General features: G+C 46.9%; 19 protein-coding genes and 2 tRNA genes. 14 read left to right on the forward strand and 7 right to left on the reverse strand.

From position 1 onward, the window contains the following. Window position 1: 1 nt before the first annotated feature. Window positions 2-86, reverse strand: a tRNA-Tyr gene (locus TW84_RS21730). A gap of 34 nt (window positions 87-120) precedes the next feature. Then, window positions 121-196, reverse strand: a tRNA-Thr gene (locus TW84_RS21735). A gap of 207 nt (window positions 197-403) precedes the next feature. Here TW84_RS21735 and coaA point away from each other — a divergent pair. After that, window positions 404-1,327 (forward strand): type I pantothenate kinase, encoded by a 924-nt coding sequence (coaA, locus tag TW84_RS21740; RefSeq protein ID WP_045977705.1) that lies wholly within the window; start codon window positions 404-406, stop codon window positions 1,325-1,327. Between the two features lie 60 nt (window positions 1,328-1,387). Here coaA and TW84_RS21745 read toward each other — a convergent pair whose 3' ends face one another. Together TW84_RS21745 and TW84_RS21750 are read right to left on the reverse strand one after the other, a co-directional pair. Then, on the reverse strand, window positions 1,388-4,819 hold the full coding sequence (locus tag TW84_RS21745; RefSeq protein ID WP_045977706.1) for a PAS domain-containing hybrid sensor histidine kinase/response regulator: 3,432 nt from the start codon (window positions 4,817-4,819) through the stop codon (window positions 1,388-1,390). Between the two features lie 113 nt (window positions 4,820-4,932). Continuing rightward, window positions 4,933-6,108 (reverse strand): 3-phenylpropionate MFS transporter, encoded by a 1,176-nt coding sequence (locus TW84_RS21750; RefSeq protein ID WP_045977707.1) that lies wholly within the window; start codon window positions 6,106-6,108, stop codon window positions 4,933-4,935. A 195-nt stretch (window positions 6,109-6,303) separates the two neighbouring features. Here TW84_RS21750 and TW84_RS21755 point away from each other — a divergent pair, with 195 nt between their 5' ends. The 10 genes from TW84_RS21755 (at window position 6,304) to TW84_RS21800 (ending at window position 17,346) form a co-directional block, all read left to right on the forward strand. Next, complete coding sequence (locus TW84_RS21755; RefSeq protein ID WP_045977708.1) at window positions 6,304-8,130, forward strand: DUF294 nucleotidyltransferase-like domain-containing protein; 1,827 nt, start codon at window positions 6,304-6,306, stop codon at window positions 8,128-8,130. A gap of 2 nt (window positions 8,131-8,132) precedes the next feature. Continuing rightward, window positions 8,133-8,765 (forward strand): 3'-5' exonuclease, encoded by a 633-nt coding sequence (locus tag TW84_RS21760; protein WP_045977709.1) that lies wholly within the window; start codon window positions 8,133-8,135, stop codon window positions 8,763-8,765. A 203-nt stretch (window positions 8,766-8,968) separates the two neighbouring features. Next, window positions 8,969-10,921 (forward strand): acetate--CoA ligase, encoded by a 1,953-nt coding sequence (gene acs / locus TW84_RS21765; protein WP_045977710.1) that lies wholly within the window; start codon window positions 8,969-8,971, stop codon window positions 10,919-10,921. A gap of 293 nt (window positions 10,922-11,214) precedes the next feature. Next, the gene (aroQ, locus tag TW84_RS21770) at window positions 11,215-11,664 is read left to right on the forward strand and encodes a type II 3-dehydroquinate dehydratase (protein ID WP_006963271.1); all 450 of its coding nucleotides are present in this window, start codon (window positions 11,215-11,217) and stop codon (window positions 11,662-11,664) included. Between the two features lie 82 nt (window positions 11,665-11,746). Continuing rightward, window positions 11,747-12,208 carry an acetyl-CoA carboxylase biotin carboxyl carrier protein gene (gene accB / locus TW84_RS21775; protein WP_045977711.1) on the forward strand — a complete coding sequence of 154 codons (462 nt, stop codon included), beginning with the start codon at window positions 11,747-11,749 and terminating at the stop codon, window positions 12,206-12,208. Window positions 12,209-12,223: 15 nt separating this feature from the next. Continuing rightward, window positions 12,224-13,567: an acetyl-CoA carboxylase biotin carboxylase subunit gene (accC, locus tag TW84_RS21780; protein ID WP_045977712.1), complete on the forward strand. Its 1,344-nt coding sequence runs from the start codon at window positions 12,224-12,226 to the stop codon at window positions 13,565-13,567. 137 nt (window positions 13,568-13,704) lie between these two features. Further along, complete coding sequence (gene prmA, locus TW84_RS21785; protein ID WP_045977713.1) at window positions 13,705-14,592, forward strand: 50S ribosomal protein L11 methyltransferase; 888 nt, start codon at window positions 13,705-13,707, stop codon at window positions 14,590-14,592. A 139-nt stretch (window positions 14,593-14,731) separates the two neighbouring features. After that, window positions 14,732-15,694 (forward strand): tRNA dihydrouridine synthase DusB, encoded by a 963-nt coding sequence (gene dusB, locus TW84_RS21790; RefSeq protein ID WP_045977723.1) that lies wholly within the window; start codon window positions 14,732-14,734, stop codon window positions 15,692-15,694. Between the two features lie 72 nt (window positions 15,695-15,766). Then, on the forward strand, window positions 15,767-16,063 hold the full coding sequence (fis, locus tag TW84_RS21795; RefSeq protein ID WP_000462885.1) for a DNA-binding transcriptional regulator Fis: 297 nt from the start codon (window positions 15,767-15,769) through the stop codon (window positions 16,061-16,063). 296 nt (window positions 16,064-16,359) lie between these two features. After that, a complete protein-coding gene (locus tag TW84_RS21800; protein ID WP_045977714.1) occupies window positions 16,360-17,346 on the forward strand; it encodes a GGDEF domain-containing protein in 987 nt (328 codons plus the stop codon). Here TW84_RS21800 and zntR read toward each other — a convergent pair. Further along, the gene (gene zntR / locus TW84_RS21805; RefSeq protein ID WP_045977715.1) at window positions 17,343-17,777 is read right to left on the reverse strand and encodes a Zn(2+)-responsive transcriptional regulator; all 435 of its coding nucleotides are present in this window, start codon (window positions 17,775-17,777) and stop codon (window positions 17,343-17,345) included. The two genes, TW84_RS21800 and zntR, sit on opposite strands and share 4 nt — an antisense overlap. A 272-nt stretch (window positions 17,778-18,049) precedes the next feature. Between zntR and purH the strand changes: the two genes are divergently transcribed. Both purH and purD read left to right on the forward strand, forming a co-directional pair. After that, complete coding sequence (purH, locus tag TW84_RS21810) at window positions 18,050-19,642, forward strand: bifunctional phosphoribosylaminoimidazolecarboxamide formyltransferase/IMP cyclohydrolase (RefSeq protein WP_045977716.1); 1,593 nt, start codon at window positions 18,050-18,052, stop codon at window positions 19,640-19,642. A 203-nt stretch (window positions 19,643-19,845) separates the two neighbouring features. After that, complete coding sequence (purD, locus tag TW84_RS21815; RefSeq protein ID WP_045977717.1) at window positions 19,846-21,135, forward strand: phosphoribosylamine--glycine ligase; 1,290 nt, start codon at window positions 19,846-19,848, stop codon at window positions 21,133-21,135. 45 nt (window positions 21,136-21,180) lie between these two features. Here the strand turns inward: purD and TW84_RS21820 are convergent, their stop codons facing one another. Then, the gene (locus tag TW84_RS21820; RefSeq protein WP_045977724.1) at window positions 21,181-21,876 is read right to left on the reverse strand and encodes a DUF1481 domain-containing protein; all 696 of its coding nucleotides are present in this window, start codon (window positions 21,874-21,876) and stop codon (window positions 21,181-21,183) included. Window positions 21,877-21,921: 45 nt separating this feature from the next. Next, window positions 21,922-22,194 (reverse strand): nucleoid-associated protein HU-alpha, encoded by a 273-nt coding sequence (gene hupA, locus TW84_RS21825; protein WP_021707210.1) that lies wholly within the window; start codon window positions 22,192-22,194, stop codon window positions 21,922-21,924. A gap of 352 nt (window positions 22,195-22,546) precedes the next feature. On the opposite strand from hupA, the gene TW84_RS21830 reads away from it, so the two are divergent. Beyond that, window positions 22,547-23,647 carry a CNNM domain-containing protein gene (locus tag TW84_RS21830; protein WP_045977718.1) on the forward strand — a complete coding sequence of 367 codons (1,101 nt, stop codon included), beginning with the start codon at window positions 22,547-22,549 and terminating at the stop codon, window positions 23,645-23,647. The last annotated feature ends 31 nt before the right edge of the window (window positions 23,648-23,678 follow it).

The raw sequence follows: 23,678 nt of genomic DNA on the forward strand, positions 1-23,678 counted from the left end.
ATGGTGGAGGGGGACGGATTCGAACCATCGAAGGCAGTGCCAGCAGATTTACAGTCTGATCCCTTTGGCCACTCGGGAACCCCTCCAAATTTTTAATCCATTTCGCTTAAAACTGAGAAATGGTGCCGACTACCGGAATCGAACTGGTGACCTACTGATTACAAGTCAGTTGCTCTACCTACTGAGCTAAGTCGGCATAAGTGGTGCGCATTCTATTGAAGGAATCTCTACCTTGCAATAGCTAATTTAAAAAAAAATGCGATTTTAGCCAGTTTCTGTTTGTTTGCTGAAAAATCGCACAATTCACTCGATAAAAGCGCTTATCTCCGCCGAGTTATTTGGCAATTTGCGCAGGTTGTTGTATTTTCGCAGCTCTCTATCGCGAATCTCAGTTAGGAAGACTATGACGCCATATCTCTCTTTTAATCGTCAGCAATGGGCCGAATTACGAAATTCTGTCCCGATGACGCTATCCGAAGAGGACCTTATCGAGCTGCAGGGCGTCAATGAAAACCTAACCATGGAAGAAGCCGTCGAGATCTATCTACCACTTGCACGTTTGCTCAACTTATATGTTGCCGCTAGGCAAAGCCGTAATTCTGTTCTCAACAACTTTTTGGACAACCAAGAGAGCGCACCACCTTTTATTATTGGCATTGCAGGTAGTGTTGCCGTAGGCAAAAGCACAACGGCTCGTCTTCTTAAAGCACTGCTTTCTCGCTGGGAAAACCACCCTAAGGTTGAACTAGTAACAACAGACGGTTTCCTCTACCCCAAAAAGGTATTGAACGACCGCGGAATCATGCATCGTAAAGGTTTTCCAGAATCTTATGATATCAAGCGTTTGGTTGAGTTTGTGTCAGATGTAAAAGCCGGAAAACCTAATCTCGAGGTTCCCGTCTACTCACATATCACCTATGACATTACCGACAATGTCAAAGTGGTAGACCGTCCAGATGTTCTGATTATTGAAGGGCTGAATGTTCTACAAAGTGGTATGGACTATCCACACGATCCACATCGCGTGTTTGTATCAGATTTCCTCGACTTCTCCCTATATGTCGATGCAGAGTGCGATGTTATTGAACAATGGTACGTAGAACGCTTCCTGAAATTCCGCTTAGGAGCCTTCACCAAACCGGGGTCTTACTTTAGTCACTATACCGAACTGACTGAGAAAGCAGCGATCGACAAAGCACACTCAATCTGGCAGTCCATCAACGGCATCAACCTTACGGCCAATATCTTACCGACCAGAGGGCGGGCTCAGCTGATCTTGAAAAAAGGTCAAGATCATAGAGTTGAAAAAGTATTGCTCAGAAAGTAGTTAGAGTACCAATAGTTGATCTCGCAATATCACTCTCCTATTGCAAAGCCTTACTTGCATTTATGCCACTTTATTGAGAATAGCCCTAAGTTTGAGTGGTTTAACGGGTTTAGGAACGAAGCTAAACCCATTAGACTTGATACCTTCCATCATGTCGTTAGTTCTGTCAGCACTGATGATCACTCCTTTAAAACTATCTCCTAAACGCAGCCGACATTGTTGTAGTACTTCAAGCCCAGTGCGACCGTTATCCAGACGATAGTCGGAGAGAATGACATCCGGCAGCCATTCTTCGTCGATGCACTGCAGGCTGGTGACAATATCGGTCGCCGTGCGTACATTGCATCCCCAACGTGCCAGCAAGCTTTCCATCCCAACCAAGATGTTCTGCTCATTATCGACACAAAGTACATTGAGGTGACTGAGGTCAGAGACGGCAGCGGAGGGCACGATTTGCGGCCGTACCAGAGCCTCTTCACTGCGATTGAGTGCGATTGAGAACACGCTGCCTTTATTGGGCCATGAACGCATAGATATTTGATGCCCGAGCACGTGGGCAATACCTTTCGAGATTGCTAATCCAAGTCCAAGCCCTTGATCCGAACGAACCTGACTGCCACGGGTAAACTCTTCAAAAATTTCCTGTTGCTTGTCTTCATCGATACCCGCGCCGTTATCCCAGACTTCAATCCTCGCTTGTTGTCCAACCCGTCTTACCCCGAGCACTACCTTACCCTTGGGATTATAACGAAAAGCGTTGGTCAGGAAGTTCTGTATCACTCTGCGAAGCAGCTTCGGGTCTGATTGGACTATCAACTGACTTGGCACCATCTCAAATTCAATCCCCTGTTGTTTTGCTAGCGCACTGAATTCAGCGTTTAGATTGGAAAGAACGTCATTAATGGCAAAGCCATGCACATTGATATCGAGCTTGCCCGACTCCAAACGAGATATATCAAGCAAGTCACCGATCAGGTCTTCAGCGGCCTCCAAGGCGCTTTCTATATGCTTGGAGAGGCGCTTAATTTCCTCTTGTTGTGCTACCTCAGATAATGACGAAGCAAACAAACGGGCAGCATTAAGTGGCTGCATCAAATCATGACTGACCGCCGCAAGAAAGCGCGATTTCGATTGAGATTCATGCTCAGAGCGTTGAGTGGCAGACACCAGCTGTTTGTTCAATTGCTCCAGCTCTTGAGTTCGTTCATGGACTCGCTCTTCCAAACTTTCATTGGCATCCTTGAGTGCCTGCTCTGCATCACGGAATACCGTTATGTCAGTAAAACTCATGACAAAGCCCCCCCCTGGCATCGGATTCCCCTGCACTTCAATAACCCGACCATCAGGTCGGACTCGTGAAGACGTATGACGGGTGCCTTGCTCAAGGTGATAAATGCGACGACGGACATGATCATCTGGATCGCCAGGACCACACAGCCCTTGCTCAGCGTTGTGGCGAATGACATCCGCGATCGGTCTACCCACCTGGATCAACCCTTGAGGAAATACAAACAACTCCAGATAACGCTGGTTCCACGCCACCAGCCTAAGCTGTCTGTCCACCACAGCGATCCCTTGCCCTATATGTTCAATCGCTCCTTGTAGGAGACCTCGGCTAAAGTCATACAACTCAGAGGCTTCATCGACAATAGTCGCAACTTCTTCTAACTGCATGTTGCGCCCTTGCAGAGCAGAGGTCAGAACCAATTTTGCTGAAGAGGCACCAAAAACACCAGCCAGTACTCGCTCCGTGTGACGAATGAAACTCGCGGTGGCCTGCTGATTAGGCAACATGGCTTCGTGCTGCTGAGCCCAATACTGTTCAAAGGCGCTACGTACCCGCTTTCGGCCAACAAACCGTGATGCCAGCATTTCCAACTCACCCACCGTCACTCGACTCTGGTAGAGGCTGATATTCTCATTCTCAGGCATGGGTGTACCGACAAAGGATGCTAGTTGAAGACGTTCACTCAAACTCGAACGCGTCATTAGTGACACCAATACATAGCACAGCGCATTAACTATCATGCTGAGGACAATTCCCCAATCAGAACCTTCGATACCAAAAGATTGCAAGGCCTTTGGCGGTGTCACTAGCCAAAGAAGGAAATTGCTGTTGGCATCACCAGCCAACATATCAGTCTGGCTCATCAGAGTGATAAGCCATAAACCAAATCCGAACACTAAGCCAACATAGACTCCCTTTCGATTGCCTTTTCGCCAATACATTCCACCCAGTAGAGCCGGAGCAAACTGAGTAATCGCAGCGAATGATAGGAAGCCGATCGCAGACAAAGAATGACTACTACCCAGTGCATGATAGAAACCCCATGCGCCAAGTAACAGCAGTAAAATCAAGCCACGCCTAATCACCAATAATAGGCCAGAGAAGTGGCGATGATTTCTCTGAGCCAGTTTCATTCGACGCAGCAAAAGTGGCATCACCAAATCATTTGATACCATAATGGCTAAAGCAATGGTCGAGACAATAACCATGCCGCTAGCGGCAGACGTTCCACCGAGAAAAGCCAGCAAAGCAATATCCTGTGCACCTACGGCCATAGGCAAACTGATCACATACGTATCAGGGCTCGCACTACTTAGCAAACCCTGCCCTACCCAAGCAATAGGCAGAACAAAGATCCCCATCATCACCAGATATATAGGAAATAACCAGCGTGCAGTATGCAAGTCCTGCGCGCGCTCGTTTTCCACCACCATGGTATGGAACTGACGCGGCAAACAGACAATCGCCATCATGGTCAACACAGTATGAATTAATAATGTCGGTAGGTTTGGTGACTGATAGGTGTCAGAGGCTATCGAAATCAACTCAATGTCACTGCGATTGAGCGCCAGATAAAGGATAAAACACCCAACAGCGAGAAATGCTACCAGTTTGACGATCGACTCAAATGCGATTGCCATCATCATTCCGCGATGGTGTTCAGTATTGTCGATGTGGCGCGTACCAAACAACATGGTAAATATCGCCAATGCACCAACCACAAACCAAGATACATCCATGCCCTGAGCATTGAATGCTTCTGGTAGTTCAGGAGAGACAATCTCCAGCCCCATGGTAATACCACGCAGCTGTAAAGCGATGTAAGGCAAGATCCCCGCGACGGCAATCAGCGTGACGGCGACGGCTAAACCTTGAGATTTACCATAGCGAGCAGCGATAAAGTCGGCAATCGATGTGATGTGCTCGCGCTTAGCGGTAATGATCAGACGTGCTAACACACGCCAACCAAGGGTGAAGACTAAGATAGGTGCGATATAGATCGGGAGAAACGACCACGGGTTGTTACTGGCCTGCCCCACCGTGCCGTAGAAGGTCCACGACGTACAGTAGACCGCAATCGACAAACTGTAGATCCAAGGCCGCCAGCGAGCTAGCCAACGATGCTGCTTATCGCCATACCAAGCGATGAGAAAGAGTAGTCCGAGGTACATCAGCGATACGGTGATCACTAGCCAACCTTGCATCTGATTTCCTTATCGAATTGAGTTCCGCTGCTTTGTTTAAACAAACAAAAACCTCTCCATATTGGAGAGGTTTCATTTAACTAAGGAAGCGAATCGAACTCAAACAGTTCCACTTAATTCTGTGCTTTAACGTCGATAACTGAGGCACATTCGCGTTTTGTTTCAACACGAATAAACAGTGCCAAAATGCCCATCATCGCCATCACCCAAAAAATGTTCGCGCCCCAATTCTCATATCCCCAGCCACTCAAGGCAGTCATCAGAGCGATAAAAGCGCCTAGCGGGATCGCATTGTATAGCGCTTGCAGAGCGACCATTTTTCTTGGCGCCGAATGCTGGATATACTGAATAGCGGCGATGTGCGCCACGGCAAAAGTCACACCATGGAGTAGTTGGATGAGGACTAGTCCTAACAGTACTGTTGTCGAAGCGGTCAATCCCCAACGTACCGCGACACCGATCGCAGCGACTAAAAACAGGGCACGTAACGACCAACCGGCAAACAGACGTTTACTCAACGCAAAAACCGCCACTTCCGCCATCACACCTAAGCTCCATAAATAGCCGATAATATCTTCAGAGTGCCCGGCTTCTTTCCAGTGTATTGAGCTAAAGCTGTAATAAGCAGCATGACTGCCCTGAATCAAAGCGGCTAATGCGAGGAACTTCAAAACCGACGGTTCCTTTAGAAGTTCCAGCAGCTTCGGTCTTTCTGCCTGTTCCTCTTCCGTCGTGACAGGCATCGGGTTGGTGTGGCGCATCCCAACTAAAATAGCAAAAAACACCCCCGCTAGCGCAGTATACAAAATCATATCCGTACCGAATTTGGCCACTAGATAGCCGACCACCGTAGAGCCTGCAATAAAGGCAACGGATCCCCACAGCCGGGCACGTCCGTAGTCAAGCATCTTCAGCCGCGCGTAGTAGTTCGCCATCGCATCAGACAGTGGCACAATCGGCCCGCAGCAAAGGTTAAACAGCACAGTTGCACCCGCCATCAACCAAAAACTACCGCCCGTAAAGAAGTGGAAAACGATAAAAATTAGGGCAGCAATACTCAGCCAGCGCAGCGCAGGCATTAGGTGTTCAACTTTATGGATACGCGGCGTTAGTACCATATTGGCGACACAACGAGTCGCAAAACCAATGCCAACGAGTAAGCCGATATCGGTAGCTGAAACGCCCTGATCTTCAAACCACAACGCCCAGAATGGCAGATAGACACCATAGGCAAAAAAGAATCCGAAAAAGTATTGAGATATCCAGCCATAGGGAGACGGATTGAGCATTTTGACCTCTGAATGCGATATGAGAGCGGATGCCGCATTATCTCTGCTTATTTGCTGAATAAAAAGGGAAGATTACTCACCAATCTGTTTCCGCACAGACATCCTAAATCAGAGTAATTCGACCAAAGTCGTCTGGCACTTAAAAGGAAACTTGTCACACTTAGAGTATGGTTCCTTTTCTCACACGGGTTCGGTATGCCAGATAAATTCAATATGCACTCTCCTCCGTTTGATCGCCTAGACGAACGACAGCAGAGCAAGCTGCGTGCCTCACTGGATGTGGCGTATTACCGAGATAAAGAAGTTTTGCTGGCAACCGGTGGAAACAGCCAGCATCTTCATATTCTGATTAAAGGAACGGTAGAAGAACGCAGTGCCAAAGGAGAGGAAATCTTTGCCCATTACGCCAATGATGACTTATTTGATGTGCGCGCGCTGTTTGAAGGCAAAGTCCGCCATCACTACGTCGCGCTGGAAGATACGCTCACTTATTTGTTGCCTAAATCCGTCTTTCTCGAGCTTTATAACCAAAATGGCCAGTTTGCGGCCTATTTCGATAATAATCTTGCTAAACGTCAGCAACTAATTGAAGCTGCGCAACAACAACAAAATCTGGCCGAGTTTATTCTCACTAAAGTGGACCGTGATATCTATCACCCACCGATGATTTTTAGTCCTGAGCAGCCGCTTAATGAGGTTACTCAGATATTAAAGCAAAACGGGATTGATGCCGCTTTGGTCAGACTCCACGATGACGATCCACGCTTGACTAACACTCCAAGTCATCTACCTTTTGCTATCGTCACTCGCACCAACATGCTGCATGCCGTGATGCTTGACGGTCATCCGCTGGATACTCAGGTCAGCGCAATTGCTACCTTCCCAGTCATTCACGTCGACGATGGCGACTTTCTGTTTAACGCAATGATTAAGATGACCCGTCAACGTTTGAAAAGAGTTCTGGTGGTGGACGGTAAAAAAGCGGTCGGTATGCTGGATATGACCCAGATTCTCAGTGCCTTTTCAACCCATTCTCATGTATTAACCTTAAGTATAGCTCGCGCTTCGAGCATTGAAGAACTGGCATTAGCCTCCAATCGCCAACGTCAGTTAGTCGATAGTCTGCTAGCAAACGGGATTCGTACTCGCTTTATCATGGAGTTGATTTCTGCGGTCAACGAGCAAATCATAGAAAAAGCGTTTCACCTTATTGTTCCACCTGCACTGCACGATCATTGTTGTCTGATCGTTTTAGGCTCAGAAGGGCGAGGGGAACAGATCTTAAAAACCGACCAAGACAATGCATTGATTATCAAAGACGGACTGGAATGGCATCAGTGTAATACGATTATGGCTCAGCTGACGCACACCTTACAGCAACTAGGCTACCCACTTTGCCCGGGTAATGTGATGGTCAACAACCCGAAATGGGTGAAAAGTCAGAGTGACTGGCAGACAACATTAACACGCTGGTCTAAGCCGTCTTCTGCCGAGCATGTCATGGATCTGGCCATTTTCACTGATGCTCACGCTGTCGCGGGCAACAAGGCGTTACTCAAACCTGTACGACAACACCTCAAAGGACTGATGCTGAATAATATGCTGGCGCTACAGGACTTCACTCGACCAGCGTTGCAGTTCTCTCTACCACTGACTCTATTTGGCAACGTCAAATCAAATAAGCAAGGTGTCGATCTAAAAATTGGCGGTATTTTTCCAATCATCCACGGGATTCGCACCTTAACACTGGAATATGGCTTAGAGGAAAACAACACCTTTGACCGAATTGATGCGTTACGCAGCAAACGCATCTTGGAGCCGGAAACCGCAGATAACCTCAACGAAGCTTTGAAGCTGTTCTTTAAGTTGCGTCTTAGCCAGCAGGTCGCCAATCAACACAGCCATAACCACATCAACCTCAAACTTCTCGAACGCACAGAACGTGACTTACTACGCCACAGCCTACATGTAGTCAAAAAATTCAAACAGTTCCTTGGCTATCACTATCAAATTCGAGACTAATGATGAACTGGATTCAGCGCCGTTACTGGTATCACAAATTGAGAAACTCCCCATATCAGCCCCTATTTGCCTCAGCCCATAAAGGTGAGTACGTATCACTCGATTGTGAAACCACTAGCTTAGATCCAAAGCGTGCTGAGTTGGTCACCATTGCAGCAACCAAAATCATCGATAATCGCATCATCACTAGTCAACCTTTCGAAGTGAGATTAAGAGCGCCACAATCTCTGGATTCTAGCTCAGTGAAGATCCATCAGATTCGTCATTCAGATCTGGCCGATGGTATCGATGAGAAACAGGCATTGACACGCTTGTTAGCTTTCATCGGCACTCGACCATTAGTGGGTTACCACATTCGCTACGACAAAAAGATTCTTGATCTAGCGTGTAAACGTCACCTCGGTTTCCCTCTTCCTAACCCTTTGATTGAGGTGAGCCAGATTTACCACGACAAACTGGAAAAACACCTACCCAATGCTTATTTCGACCTGAGTCTGGAAGCCATTTGCAAGCATCTAGACTTGCCCATACAAAGTAAGCACGACGCGTTGCAGGATGCTATATCAGCGGCGTTGATATTCGTTCGTTTAACTAAGGGAGACCTTCCCAGTTTGAGCCTGCCTTACAACCGTTGAGTATTTCCTACGATCCAACTCTCAAAATCAAACATAGCACCACCAATATAAAGCAGAATCAGGCCTCTCATCCTAAAGTCTAATTGTCGAATTACGCTTGGTGCTAGAAAGTTACAGATATAGGAAATGTCAACAAACGTGAAAAAACGTTTTAAACGAACATTTGCTCAATTCGTTATGAATTAAGCCCAAGGAGAAAAGCAATGAGTGAAGCCCATATTTATCCGGTAAAAGAAAATATCAAAACAAAGACCCATGCGGATAATGATACCTACCTCGCCATGTATCAGCAGTCAGTCTCTGACCCACAGGGATTCTGGAATGAACACGGTAAGATTGTTGATTGGATTAAACCCTTCACCAAAGTCAAAAACACTTCATTTGATACAGGCCATGTCGATATTCGCTGGTTTGAAGATGGTACGCTCAACGTCTCTGCAAACTGTATTGACCGTCACCTAGCTGAGCGCGGTGACGATGTGGCAATCATCTGGGAAGGTGACGATCCAGCAGACGATAAAGCACTGACATTCAACGAACTGCACAAAGAAGTATGTCGTTTCTCCAACGCTCTCAAAGAACAAGGGGTACGTAAAGGCGACGTCGTGTGTCTTTACATGCCAATGGTGCCTGAAGCGGCTGTTGCTATGCTAGCGTGTACTCGTATCGGTGCCGTACACACGGTTGTTTTCGGTGGTTTCTCACCAGAAGCCCTATCGGGACGTATCATCGATTCAGATGCTAAAGTCGTTGTTACCGCCGATGAAGGTGTGCGTGGTGGTCGAGCGGTTCCACTGAAAAAAAACGTTGATGAAGCATTGACCAACCCAGAAGTGAAAACGGTCGATAGAGTATTAGTGCTCAAGCGCACTGGCGGCGATGTTGACTGGCATGAGCATCGTGATGTTTGGTGGCATGAAGCGACAGCGTCTGTATCAGATGATTGCCCGCCAGAAGAGATGAAAGCGGAAGACCCACTCTTCATCCTCTACACATCAGGTTCAACCGGTAAACCTAAAGGTGTCCTTCACACCACAGGCGGCTACCTAGTTTACGCCACCATGACTTTCAAATATGTCTTCGACTACCAGCCAGGTGAAACCTTCTGGTGTACCGCTGACGTAGGTTGGATCACAGGTCACACTTACCTCATCTATGGCCCTCTGGCTAATGGTGCCAAAACCATTCTATTCGAAGGAGTACCAAACTACCCGAACACCAACCGCATGAGTGAAGTCGTTGATAAGCACCAAGTCAATATTCTTTACACTGCGCCAACCGCTATTCGCGCGTTGATGGCAAAAGGCAATGAAGCGGTCAATGGCACCTCTCGTGACAGCCTGCGCATCATGGGCTCAGTGGGTGAACCCATTAACCCTGAAGCATGGGAGTGGTACTACAAGACGATTGGTAATGAGAAATCTCCAATCGTTGATACTTGGTGGCAAACCGAAACTGGTGGCATCCTCATCACTCCACTACCAGGTGCCACAGCACTAAAACCAGGTTCTGCCACTCGTCCATTCTTTGGCGTACAGCCTGCGTTAGTCGATAACATGGGTAACATTATTGAGGAGACCTCAGCAGAAGGTAACTTGGTGATCCTTGATTCATGGCCAGGTCAAATGCGTACCGTTTACGGCGACCATGAACGCTTTGAGCAAACGTACTTCTCTACTTTCAAAGGCATGTACTTCACCAGTGACGGAGCGCGTCGTGACGAAGACGGCTACTACTGGATCACAGGTCGTGTAGATGACGTACTCAATGTCTCTGGGCATCGTATGGGTACCGCAGAAATCGAATCAGCTCTGGTGGCACACCATAAGATTGCAGAAGCGGCGATTGTCGGTATTCCGCATGACATCAAAGGGCAAGCAATTTACGCTTACGTTACGCTGAACGATGGCGAGTTCCCATCAGCAGAGCTGCACAAAGAAGTGAAGGACTGGGTACGTAAAGAGATTGGCCCCATCGCTACGCCAGATGTGTTGCACTGGACAGATTCTCTGCCGAAAACTCGCTCCGGTAAGATCATGCGTCGTATCCTGCGTAAGATAGCCACTGGGGATACCAGCAACTTAGGCGACACCTCAACACTGGCCGATCCAAGCGTTGTTGACAAGTTAATCGCCGAAAAAGCAGAACTTGCATAGAAATAGCAAAACAAGACTAAGCCGCCACATTTGTGGCGGTTTTTTTATTTGTAGGAACATATCTAATGACTTGAAGTCCAAGACAAAGCAGTCAAATTTGTTACCTTGGTAGCAGTTTTTCATCTCAGAAACGGGAGATTAGACCAGTAAATTGCTGCTAAATGCGCTGAATTGGCTATAATCTTGGTCTATTTTAAAGAACCAGCGTGAAATTTGACAATATAATCACGCTGGAACGGCAATATTATGGGAAGATTCCAGTTCATATCATGAAGTAGGAAGATGGCAGCACAATGACAGCTAAATCACGCATTCTTGTCTTAAATGGTCCAAATTTAAATCTGTTGGGTCTACGCGAACCGGGTCACTATGGTTCTCAAACCTTACCGCAGATTATCGACACTTTAACCGAGCAAGCCCACAAAGCTGGTGTTGAACTAGAGCATCTGCAATCAAATCGCGAATATGAACTGATTGAGAAAATCCACGAATCTTTTGGCAAAGTTGATTTCATTATCATCAACCCAGCAGCCTTCACTCATACTAGTGTTGCTCTGCGAGACGCCCTGCTCGGCGTTTCTATCCCATTTATTGAAGTACATTTATCCAACGTGCACGCACGCGAGCCTTTCCGCCATCATTCTTATCTCTCAGATAAGGCACAAGGTGTGATTTGCGGCCTAGGTGCACAAGGTTATGAATTCGCTTTGTCTGCTGCCGTAAACACATTGCAGGCACAGTAACTTAATTACTATCACAGTAAATGAACACACTCTGCAGCTCACCAAGAGCTGTCTTATTCACAAGATAAAAGAGAAAGAAAAGATGGATATCCGTAAAATCAAAAAGCTTATCGAGTTAGTTGAAGAATCTGGCATTGCTGAGCTAGAAATCTCTGAAGGTGAAGAGTCGGTACGAATCAGCCGTAACGGTTCAGCGGCACCAGCTCCAATTCAATACGCAGCACCAGTTGCAGCGGCACCAGCAGCTCCTGCGGCAGCTCCGGCAGCAGCACCTGCTCCAGCAGCAGAAGCAGCGCCAGCAGTACCAGCGGGTCATCAAGTGCTTTCTCCAATGGTCGGTACTTTCTACCGTTCTCCAAGCCCAGACGCGAAAGCATTCATCGAAGTAGGTCAATCAGTAACCGCTGGCGAAACTCTATGTATCGTTGAAGCAATGAAGATGATGAACCAAATCGAAGCAGACAAATCTGGTGTAGTTACTGCAATCCTAGTTGACGATGGTCAGCCAGTTGAATTCGACCAACCACTTGTTGTTATCGAATAATAGAGGCTGTCTCTTATGTTAGATAAATTAGTCATCGCGAACCGAGGCGAAATTGCGCTTCGTATTCTTCGCGCATGTAAAGAATTAGGCATCAAAACCGTTGCCGTACACTCAACAGCAGACCGTGATTTGAAACACGTTCTTCTTGCTGACGAGGCAATTTGTATCGGCCCAGCTCGCGGTATCGATAGCTACTTGAACATCCCACGTATCATTTCTGCTGCAGAAGTAACGGGCGCGATCGCTATCCACCCTGGTTACGGCTTTCTGTCTGAGAATGCAGACTTTGCAGAGCAAGTTGAGCGTAGCGGCTTTATCTTTGTTGGTCCGAAAGCGGAAACGATCCGCATCATGGGTGACAAGGTTTCTGCTATCACAGCAATGAAAAAAGCAGGCGTTCCTTGTGTACCAGGTTCTGACGGCCCTCTAAACGATGATGAAGCGGCGAACAAAGCGCACGCTAAACGCATCGGCTACCCAGTTATCATCAAAGCCTCTGGTGGCGGCGGTGGTCGTGGTATGCGCGTGGTTCGCTCTGAAGCTGATCTAGTAGAAGCTATCGCGATGACGCGTGCAGAAGCAAAAGCAGCATTCAATAACGACATGGTTTACATGGAGAAATTCCTAGAAAACCCACGTCACGTTGAAGTACAGGTAATTGCTGATGGTCAAGGCGGTGCTATCCATCTAGGTGAACGGGACTGTTCTATGCAGCGTCGTCACCAGAAGGTGGTTGAAGAAGCGCCTGCTCCGGGTATCACAGCAGAAATGCGTAAGTACATTGGTGAGCGTTGTACGCGTGCTTGTCTGGAAATTGGTTACCGCGGTGCGGGTACTTTCGAGTTCCTTTACGAGAACGGCGAATTCTACTTCATCGAAATGAACACACGTATTCAGGTAGAGCACCCAGTAACAGAAATGGTGACTGGTATTGACCTGATCAAAGAGCAGCTTCGTGTTGCAGCAGGCCAGCCTCTGTCATTCACACAGGATGACATCAAGATCCGCGGCCATGCGATTGAGTGTCGTATCAACGCAGAAGACCCTGAGCGTTTCCTACCTTCACCAGGTAAGATCGAGCGTTTCCACGCGCCAGGCGGTATGGGCGTTCGTTGGGAGTCGCACATCTACACGGGCTACACAGTACCACCGCACTATGACTCAATGGTCGGTAAGCTGATCACATTCGGTGAAAACCGTGATGTTGCCATTGCTCGTATGAAGAACGCACTCGGTGAGATGATCATCGAAGGCATCAAGACCAACGTTCCGCTGCAAGAAAGCATCATGAACGACGAAAACTTCCAACATGGTGGTGCTAACATCCACTACCTAGAGAAGAAACTCGGTCTGCAGTAATTCGATTACTGACGCCATACAAATGCTCACTTCGGTGAGCATTTTTGTTTTCAGCGCAGTCTGGACTCAAATAACCCCCCGAGTTCTGCTACACTCTGCGCAAATTTAAATCTAACTATCTACATGAGCACATACCCATGCCTTGGATTCAAATCAAACTCAATGCGACCAACGACAACGCTGAACAAATCGGCGATATGCTAATGGAAGAAACAGGGGCGCTGTCGGTGACCTTCTTAGACGCGCACGACACGCCAGTATTTGAGCCTTTGCCGGGAGAAACTCGTCTGTGGGGTGATACGGATATTCTCGCTCTGTACGACGCAGAATCAGATACCCAGCTTATCATTGAACAGACCAAGAACAGCAACTTACTACCAGAAGGCTTTGCTTACAAAGTGGAGCAGTTGGAAGACAAAGACTGGGAACGAGAGTGGATGGACAACTTTCACCCAATGAAGTTTGGTGAACGTTTATGGATCTGTCCAAGCTGGCGAGACATACCAGAGCCAGATGCTGTCAACGTGATGTTAGATCCGGGCCTCGCTTTTGGTACTGGTACTCACCCAACCACGGCTCTGTGCCTAGAGTGGCTGGAAGGACTGGACATGTCAGGTAAAACAGTGATCGACTTTGGTTGTGGGTCTGGCATCTTAGCGATCGCTGCGATCAAGCTCGGTGCCAAAAAGGTCATCGGGATCGATATTGATCCTCAAGCACTGCTTGCCTCTAAAGACAACGCTGAACGTAATGGTGTTGCTGAGAAACTAGAGGTATTCCTACCACAAGATCAACCAGAAGGTCTGATCGCTGACATCGTCGTCGCGAACATTCTCGCCGGACCACTCCGTGAATTGTCGCCAGTTATTAAGTCCTTGGTCAAACCAAATGGTGAGCTGGCGATGTCCGGCGTGCTGGATACACAGGCTGAAGATGTCGCTAACTATTACCGTGATGAACTTCACATTGATCCTATCAAGGAGCAAAATGAGTGGTGTCGAATCTCTGGTCGAAAGCAAGGCTAGATAAGACTTTCAAGGCTAATCGATTGAAATTCATACAAATTACAAAAACAATTTGTAAATGCTCAAATATTAGTCTTTTCACAGCGGAAAAAAATGCGTAAAATGCGCGCCCTTGCTGGTACTAAGCTGTGAAGACGTTTTGAAAATCGGAAATCATCAACTTAAGAATAATCTCATCGTCGCCCCTATGGCGGGAGTGACTGATAGACCATTTCGAGAGTTATGCCTTCGCTATGGTGCTGGGATGGCCGTCAGTGAAATGATGTCCTCAAACCCAAAGCTATGGAAAACGTCAAAATCCAAGCAGCGCATGGTCCATGAAGGTGAATCGGGCATTCGCTCTGTACAGATTGCGGGGGCTGATCCACAACTGATGGCCGACGCTGCGCAGTTTAGCGTTGAGAACGGTGCGCAAATCATCGATATCAACATGGGCTGCCCAGCAAAAAAAGTGAATAAGAAGCTTGCCGGTTCTGCACTGCTTCGCTTCCCAGATATCATCGAAGATATCCTGAAAGCGGTGGTCAATGCAGTCGATGTCCCTGTGACACTCAAAACCCGAACAGGCTGGGACCCAGACAATAAGAACTGTGTCCAAATCGCTAAATTAGCCGAAGACTGCGGCATACAAGCACTTGCTCTGCATGGCAGAACAAAAGTATGTATGTACAAAGGTGAGGCCGAATATGACAGCATCAGAGCCGTCAAGCAGGCAATTTCGATACCCGTTATCGCAAACGGTGATATCGATAGCCCAGAGAAAGCCAAGCGCGTACTGGAGTACACCGGTGCGGATGCTCTGATGATTGGACGTCCCGCCCAAGGTCGTCCATGGATTTTCCAGGAAATCCAATACTTTTTGGAAAACGGCACCACAATGCCAGATCTTCCGTCCGCGGAAGTGAAGGACATTCTGCTGGGTCATGTGAATGCTCTCCACGATTTCTATGGGGAGTACTTAGGGCCGCGAATCGCGCGTAAGCACGTAGGCTGGTATCTAAAAGAGCATGAGCAAGCAAGTGGGTTTCGCCGTGCCTTCAACGCGATTGAGGCAGCAGAGCTGCAACTTGAAGCGTTAGAAGCGTATTTTGATAAAGCCTAACTATTTGAAGTAGTCGCTTCAGATATAATGGCTAAACGTTGCATCATAATTAAGAGAAGAGCTAGACCGAATATGTTCGAACAAAATCTGACTTCAGAAGCATTAACAGTAACTACAGTAACGTCACAGGACCAGATTACTCAGAAACCACTACGTGACTCTGTTAAAGCGTCTCTTAAAAACTACTTGGCTCAACTAAACGGCCAAGAAGTCACAGAACTATACGAATTAGTTCTAGCTGAAGTTGAACAGCCACTGCTAGATACCATCATGCAATATACTCGTGGTAACCAGACTCGCGCAGCAACTATGATGGGTATTAACCGCGGTACTCTTCGCAAGAAACTTAAAAAATACGGCATGAACTAATACGTTCTGACGAATTTTATTTTGAGAAAGCCGATTCCAGTTAGAGTCGGCTTTTTCCGTTTCTGCCGCATTTCACTTATAAAATGCCATTAGTTTTATAACTTTGGTGCGACTCACTTGTTCACTCACTGTTTTATTTTTGAGACTACAGTTGAGCATAGAAACCCAACACATATTGAGTCTCATTTTCACGCCATTTAAGTGAGTAAATAGTAATCAAACTGTGATCTATCACGATTGCCATCACTACTTGTCTAGATATAATGCGGTGTTCATCTGTTGTTGGATAAAACTATATGCTTGATAAGCAAAGGGAAGCATGGCTAAGCCTGATTTTAAATGAACTTCCTGACCGACTTTTCGTGTTAGAGCAGTCGGGGCGCTTTATCGAGGGTTTTGGGGGAACGTTCCACACAGTTAGCCTTGAAAAAAATGGTTACGCCAACAAATCGCTACACGACATCCTTCCACTGGATAAAGCCGACCAACTACTAAGTTACATAAAAGATGTTAGTGAATCTGCCAAACCGCTGGTTGTGCAGTACAGTGTCAACCCTATTGAATGCTTACAACTATCCATTGATGAGCTGGAAACGCTAAATGGCTCTGAAGACATGTGGTTCGAAGCCACCATTAAGCCCCTATGCTTAGGAAATGGTACGCAGTATGTCTTGTGGCAAGAGCGTGATATCACAAGCAACTACCGCCGCCAAGAAGAGCTGAAACGCCTTTCTGAAACGGATGAGCTAACTGGCATTTTCAACCGCCGAGCATTCCTTGAATCTCTTGAACAAGAATTACAACGCTATAATGAGACTCAGCGTAATTTGTCATGCTTAATGATCGATATTGATCACTTCAAAGAAATCAACGATCAAGTTGGCCACCTTTCTGGTGATGAAGTCATTACTCTGGTTGCTAGTATGTGCCAGAAGCAGATTCGTGGCAGTGACTACATTGGGCGACTTGGCGGCGAAGAATTTGGCATTGTACTTTCAAACACAAACGCCATTCAAGCTTATGACATTGCCGAACGCATACGACAATCGATTGAAAATGCCCCCTGCAATGTCGACGGCCATATCATTCATCCAACCGTCAGTATTGGTATCGCAGAAGTGACCCCAGATATCTCTCATGTAAGAGAGCTGTTGGTTCAAGCAGACAAAGCGATGTACTACTCCAAGCAGACGGGTCGTAACCAAGTTACGCTCTATCACGATAACTTGCCGGATATGAAGGTTCAGTCTGCGATTCAAGCCAAAATTCGACAAGCGAGTTAAAGCTCATCACAACACGTCGAGGAGTGTTCTTCACTACCCAGCGCCCCTAAAATCGAGCAATGACTGGCATCATCATCAACATGGCCACAACACGCATCGTTGATTTTCTTCAATGCCTTGCGAATACGGGTCAACTCTGCAATCTTTTCATCAATTAATTCGAGTTTTGCTGAGGTAATGGCTTTGACTTCTGCACAACTATGTTCGGTGGCTTCCAGCTTTATCTCTAACAACTCGCGAATCTCTTCCAAACTTAACCCAAGGTCTTTGGCTTTTAAGATAAAGCCGACCTGTTTTTGATTTTCTTCGTTATAAATACGATAACCTGATTCACTGCGACCTATTGGACGAATCAGGTCATTTTTCTCATAGAAACGTAAAGTATCGGTCGTCACACCACAACGCTTTGCTAATTCTCCAATCTGAAACATAACTTTCCTTATTAACTATCTCGTTACTTTTTAAGTTAAAAAGCACGGTTTTCATAATTATTTTTGAGATGCCAAACGATTGCGCGAGCTTTTTTGTAATAAATTAGTTAGAATGTGCGCCATCAAGTTTAGAGTCTAATATCAGCCCAGTATTAACTGGCAAAAAGGTCTTTACCAAAACTGGCCAATATTTTATCCCTGCGAGATAAAAACAAGTTCATTTTTGGCAAATATCTTTAGTTTAACTCCATGACTTTGAGGAAGATGGAAGCATGAACAACGCTCGTCCAATTCGCCGCGCCCTTATCAGCGTATCAGACAAAACAGGTATTGTTGAGTTTGCCCAAGCTCTCGCTGAACGCGATGTCGATATCCTATCCACAGGTGGTACTGCCCGCTTGCTTGCTGAGCAAGGCATTGCTGTCACAGAAGTATCCGATTATACGGGTTTCCCGGAAATGATGGACGGACGCGTTAAAACACTTCACCCAATGGTTCATGGTGGTGTTTTAGGCCGTCGCGGTCAAGACGATGATGTGATGGAAAAACACGGCATCAACCCTATCGATATGGTTGTCGTTAACCTATATCCATTTGCTGAAACTGTGGCTAAAGAAGGCTGTACGCTTGCTGACGCGGTTGAGAACATCGATATTGGTGGTCCAACAATGGTTCGCTCTGCGGCGAAAAACCACAAAGACGTAACGATCGTTGTAAATGCACACGACTACGACCGCGTTATCGCAGAAATGGACGCAAACGAAATGTCTCTTACACTAGAAACACGTTTCGACCTCGCTATCGCGGCATTCGAGCACACCGCGTCTTATGACGGCATGATCGCAAATTACTTCGGCACTATGGTTCCTAGCTACGGCGAGAACAAAGAAGGTGACGAAGAGAGCAAATTCCCTCGCACATTCAATCAGCAATTCGAGAAGAAGCAAGACATGCGCTACGGTGAGAACAGCCACCAAGCAGCCGCTTTCTATGTAGAAGCGAACCCAGAAGAAGCGTCTGTTTCAACAGCTCGCCAGATTCAGGGTAAAGCCCTTTCTTACAACAACATCGCTGACACAGACGCTGCGCTTGAGTGTGTTAAAGAGTTCGACGAGCCGGCATGTGTGATCGTTAAGCATGCTAACCCATGTGGCGTTGCACTAGGCAGCAACATCCTCGAAGCTTACGACCGTGCATATAAAACTGACCCAACCTCAGCGTTCGGTGGCATCATCGCCTTCAACCAAGAACTAGACGCTGAAACAGCAACAGCAATCGTCGAGCGCCAGTTCGTTGAAGTTATCATCGCACCATCTGTCTCTTCTGAAGCCATCGAAGTCGTTGCAGCGAAGAAAAACGTTCGCCTGCTTGAGTGTGGTGAATGGTCAGCGAAGACAACTGGCTTTGACGTTAAACGCGTTAACGGTGGTCTGCTAGTTCAAGACCGTGACCAAGGTATGGTAAGTCTAGATGACCTTAAGGTTGTTTCTAAGCGTCAACCGACAGAAGAAGAGTTAAAAGATGCCCTATTCTGCTGGAAAGTAGCGAAATACGTTAAATCAAACGCGATTGTTTACTCAAAAGGCGACATGACTATCGGTGTAGGCGCGGGCCAAATGAGCCGCGTTTACTCAGCTAAGATCGCTGGCATCAAAGCCGCTGACGAAGGCCTACAGGTTGAAGGTTGTGTAATGGCTTCAGATGCGTTCTTCCCATTCCGTGATGGTATTGATGCGGCAGCAGAAGCTGGTATCAAATGCGTAATTCAACCGGGCGGTTCTATGCGTGATGACGAAGTTGTCGCAGCTGCTGACGAGCATGGTATGGCGATGATCTTCACGGGTATGCGTCACTTCCGCCACTAGAAAGAAGCGAGCGCTTCGCTTCTGGAAACGGGAACGCAGCGTTCCGAGAAGAACAAGACTTAACTTAAATTTCTCAAAACCGTCATTCCGTATAGCGAGGAACGAGCGTAGTACGGAATCTCTGGGTTTAACATGTTAAACAGATTCCCGACAGTTTCGTTCCTCAACTTCGGGAATGACGATTTTTGATTAAAGGATTTAAAATGAATGTACTTATCATTGGTTCTGGCGGTCGTGAGCACGCTTTAGGTTGGAAAGCCGCACAAAACCCAAACGTTGAGACAGTATTCGTTGCACCTGGTAACGCAGGTACCGCGCTTGAGCCAAAGCTAGAAAACGTAAACATTGGTGTTGAAGCCATCTCTGAGCTGGTTGCATTCGCTCAAGAGAAGAAGATCGAGCTGACGATTGTTGGCCCAGAAGCGCCACTCGTTATTGGTGTAGTTGATGCTTTCCGTGAAGCGGGATTACCTATATTTGGTCCTACTCAAGCCGCTGCGCAGCTAGAAGGCTCTAAAGCGTTCACCAAAGATTTCCTTGCACGCCATAATATTCCAACTGCGGCTTACGCTAACTTCACTGAGATTGAACCAGCTCTTGCTTACGTTCGTGAACAAGGTGCTCCTATTGTTGTAAAAGCAGACGGTCTTGCTGCAGGTAAAGGTGTTATCGTTGCAATGACGCTTGAAGAAGCGGAAGACGCAATCAAAGACATGCTCGCTGGTAACGCGTTTGGTGAAGCTGGCAGCCGCGTGGTGATCGAAGAGTTCCTAGACGGTGAGGAAGCCAGTTTCATCGTCATGGCTGACGGCCAGAGCGTTCTACCAATGGCCACCAGCCAAGACCACAAACGTGTTGGCGACAAAGACACTGGCCCTAACACAGGCGGCATGGGTGCTTACTCCCCTGCACCAGTGGTAACGCCAGAAATCCACGATCGTATCCTTGAAGAAGTTATCTACCCAACCGTGCGCGGCATGGACGCGGAAGGTCACCCTTACACTGGCTTCCTTTATGCTGGTCTTATGATCGACAAAGACGGCACGCCAAAAGTCATCGAGTACAACTGCCGCTTTGGCGATCCAGAAACCCAGCCAATTATGATGCGTATGGAATCTGACCTTGTTGACCTTTGTCTGATGGCTATCGACGAGAAACTTGATGAAGCCGAGTCTAAATGGGATCCACGTGCGTCTATCGGTGTGGTTCTAGCCGCAGGGGGCTACCCAGCAGACTACGCAAAAGGTGAAGTAATTTCTCTACCTGCTACCGAAGTTGAAGGTCAGAAGATCTTCCACGCAGGTACAGCGAACAACGAAGCTGGCGACATTGTGACGAATGGCGGTCGTGTGCTATGTGCAACGGCACTTGGAAATAGTGTTTCAGACGCTCAGCAGCAAGCGTACGCGCTGGCTAAGCAAGTCAGTTGGACTGGAATGTTCCATCGCAATGACATTGGTTACCGAGCGATAGAGCGCGAACAAAGCAAATAATCACTCAGTATCAAAAAAGGCGCCTCTTAAGGCGCCTTTTATATTTTAATCAGACAATAAACTAGGTCTTTCAATACACGAGTGCTCTTCATCTGCCAGCATGAGCAAATCTTCAACAATGACTCGATTGGTGCGCGTAGAACCGAGAAAAGCCACATAGTTATCCACTCCAGCTAAGCGACTCACCACAAATGACGGAAGTGTCTGATTAAACTCCAATCGGGAATAACTCTGACCAGAACAAGTTTCAAACGTTGAACCATCCCAATAGCCTTGAATCAACTCCTGACCTTTTTTATCCTGCCTTTTCGTTACTGTTGCCACAGTCACGGCATCATTCTTGTAACGCTCGAGCTCATCAGGCTTCACCGGAAACACTTTTCCATCTAGACGATACTGCTGATAAACCGCTTCGCCTTCCTTGTTAAAGCGAACATGCACACTGTATTTCACCAGCCCTTGTTCACCTTTCAATTGCTCACCTTCACGAATCAACTCTCGAAGTTCTCCTTCAGCCCAGCGATAGTCTGTCTTATACCAGCCATAATCTCCAGCCGTGACATAATCTGCAGCCGTACTTGGAGACGCTAATTTTTCGGTATACCAGTACAGGCTTGTGGCATCACCCATGCTCTTTCCACCTGTGTAGCTAGTGAGTTGGGTTAAGTTGGATGTAGGGGCGTTGGAAGAACAACCAAGGATTAAAGAGGTGATTAGTGAAGAAAATAAACGTTTTTTCATGACAGTGATGCGCCAAGACAGAAAACTACCTTGGCGCATTATCAATTATTTCACTGCGTCTTTCAGAGCTTTACCTGCAACAAATGCAGGAACGTTTGCAGCAGCAATTTGGATCTCAGCACCTGTTTTAGGGTTACGACCTGTACGAGCTGCACGGTGGTTTACTTTGAATGTACCAAAACCAATTAGTTGAACTTGGTCACCCTCTTTAAGTGCATCAGTTACACCATCAAGAGTTGCTTCAAGAGCAGCCTTAGCTTGTGCTTTAGATAGGTCTGCTTTCTCTGCGATAAAGTCGATTAATTGGGTCTTGTTCATTAGGTTTCCCTTCTCATATGTTATCGAATTCATCTCACTCTAAATCATAAATGCCCCATCTGGCAAAGGTTTGTAAGCGATCTTTAGCTTTCATGACGTACTTTTAACCATAATATGAGTAATAACTCACAATTTGTTACTTTCCTCTCCTATCCAGAGGCTTGTTTTTAATCATAATGAACCTTATTTATAGAACGTGGAAAGCCCATGAAGCCTGATATTGTGGGGCCTGAAGCGAATATAAAATACTCACACCAATAATGCCCAGGCATAGTAGCTTATTTAGCGATTGATATTTTTAATGGTTACATTGCAAAATTCGGTGGTGGTATAAACCTGATATAGGACATGTATGTTACTGCTAACCATCTACGTCTCTGTTGCGATTGGCGTATCCTTTATCTGCTCGGTCCTCGAAGCAGTACTCCTGAGTATTACTCCCAGTTATCTGGCACAACTGCGTCAGCAAGGGCATCCTGCTGCAGAAAAGTTATCAAAGTTAAAAGCAGATATCGATCGTCCACTGGCGTCAATTCTGACTCTGAATACCATTGCTCACACCATAGGTGCGGCCAGTGCAGGTGCTCAAGCGGCTGTTGTTTTCGGAAGTGAGTGGTTGGGCGTATTCTCTGGCGTCTTGACGCTAGGTATTCTTGTGTTATCTGAAATTGTGCCAAAAACAATTGGTGCGACCTATTGGCGTAAACTGGCTCCTCTAGCGGCGGTGACCCTGCGTTGGATGGTATGGGCGCTAACACCGTTTGTGTGGTTCTCAGAGCAAATCACCAAACGCCTAGCAAGCGGTCATCAAGCGCCTAAGATGCGCGACGAATTATCAGCGATGGCTATCTTGGCTAAAGAGAGCGGTGAATTTGCGGAAGGTGAGACTAAGATCCTCACTAACCTTCTCGGTATTCAAGACGTGCCTGTTACTCAGGTCATGACACCACGCCCAGTTGTATTCCGTGTTGATGCTGAAATGAGTATTAATGAGTTTCTTTCTCAGCATAAAGACACACCGTTTTCTCGCCCGCTGGTTTACAGCCAATCCAAAGACAATATCATTGGCTTTGTTCACCGCTTAGAGATGTTTAAACTTCAGCAAGCGGGCTGTGGCGAAAAACAACTAGGAGCCGTGATGCGTCCGGTTCACGTTTTACTGAACAACCTATCTCTGCCAAAAGCGTTTGAGCAGATGATGGCGAAACGCCTCCAGCTAGCAATGGTTGTTGATGAATACGGCACCATACAGGGAATTCTGACACTGGAAGATATCTTCGAACATCTGGTTGGGGAAGAAATCGTCGATGAAGCCGATCGAGCCACTGACATGCAAGAGCTGGCGTTTGAGCGCTGGGAAAAATGGAAAGAGACGCATGGCGTGATCGAAAGTCGCGATGACGATGAAGATGATCAGGTTTCTGAACCACAAGCCAAGAAAGAAGACCACTAATCTAATCGGGAGTCTCTATGACTCCCGTTTT

This window comes from Vibrio neptunius, assembly GCF_000967495.1.
Classification (GTDB): Bacteria; Pseudomonadota; Gammaproteobacteria; order Enterobacterales; family Vibrionaceae; genus Vibrio; species Vibrio neptunius.

Excerpts from the sequence above, each read along its gene's own strand:
- TW84_RS21800 (WP_045977714.1), top strand. The coding sequence starts at position 16,360 with ATGCTTGATAAGCAAAGGGAAGCATGGCTAAGCCTGATTTTAAATGAA.
- purD (WP_045977717.1), top strand. The coding sequence starts at position 19,846 with ATGAATGTACTTATCATTGGTTCTGGCGGTCGTGAGCACGCTTTAGGT.
- TW84_RS21820 (WP_045977724.1), bottom strand. The coding sequence starts at position 21,876 with ATGAAAAAACGTTTATTTTCTTCACTAATCACCTCTTTAATCCTTGGT.
- TW84_RS21745 (WP_045977706.1), bottom strand. The coding sequence starts at position 4,819 with ATGCAAGGTTGGCTAGTGATCACCGTATCGCTGATGTACCTCGGACTA.
- accB (WP_045977711.1), top strand. The coding sequence starts at position 11,747 with ATGGATATCCGTAAAATCAAAAAGCTTATCGAGTTAGTTGAAGAATCT.
- coaA (WP_045977705.1), top strand. The coding sequence starts at position 404 with ATGACGCCATATCTCTCTTTTAATCGTCAGCAATGGGCCGAATTACGA.
- TW84_RS21760 (WP_045977709.1), top strand. The coding sequence starts at position 8,133 with ATGAACTGGATTCAGCGCCGTTACTGGTATCACAAATTGAGAAACTCC.
- accC (WP_045977712.1), top strand. The coding sequence starts at position 12,224 with ATGTTAGATAAATTAGTCATCGCGAACCGAGGCGAAATTGCGCTTCGT.
- hupA (WP_021707210.1), bottom strand. The coding sequence starts at position 22,194 with ATGAACAAGACCCAATTAATCGACTTTATCGCAGAGAAAGCAGACCTA.
- acs (WP_045977710.1), top strand. The coding sequence starts at position 8,969 with ATGAGTGAAGCCCATATTTATCCGGTAAAAGAAAATATCAAAACAAAG.
- prmA (WP_045977713.1), top strand. The coding sequence starts at position 13,705 with ATGCCTTGGATTCAAATCAAACTCAATGCGACCAACGACAACGCTGAA.
- fis (WP_000462885.1), top strand. The coding sequence starts at position 15,767 with ATGTTCGAACAAAATCTGACTTCAGAAGCATTAACAGTAACTACAGTA.
- purH (WP_045977716.1), top strand. The coding sequence starts at position 18,050 with ATGAACAACGCTCGTCCAATTCGCCGCGCCCTTATCAGCGTATCAGAC.
- TW84_RS21830 (WP_045977718.1), top strand. The coding sequence starts at position 22,547 with ATGTTACTGCTAACCATCTACGTCTCTGTTGCGATTGGCGTATCCTTT.
- TW84_RS21755 (WP_045977708.1), top strand. The coding sequence starts at position 6,304 with ATGCCAGATAAATTCAATATGCACTCTCCTCCGTTTGATCGCCTAGAC.
- aroQ (WP_006963271.1), top strand. The coding sequence starts at position 11,215 with ATGACAGCTAAATCACGCATTCTTGTCTTAAATGGTCCAAATTTAAAT.
- zntR (WP_045977715.1), bottom strand. The coding sequence starts at position 17,777 with ATGTTTCAGATTGGAGAATTAGCAAAGCGTTGTGGTGTGACGACCGAT.
- TW84_RS21750 (WP_045977707.1), bottom strand. The coding sequence starts at position 6,108 with ATGCTCAATCCGTCTCCCTATGGCTGGATATCTCAATACTTTTTCGGA.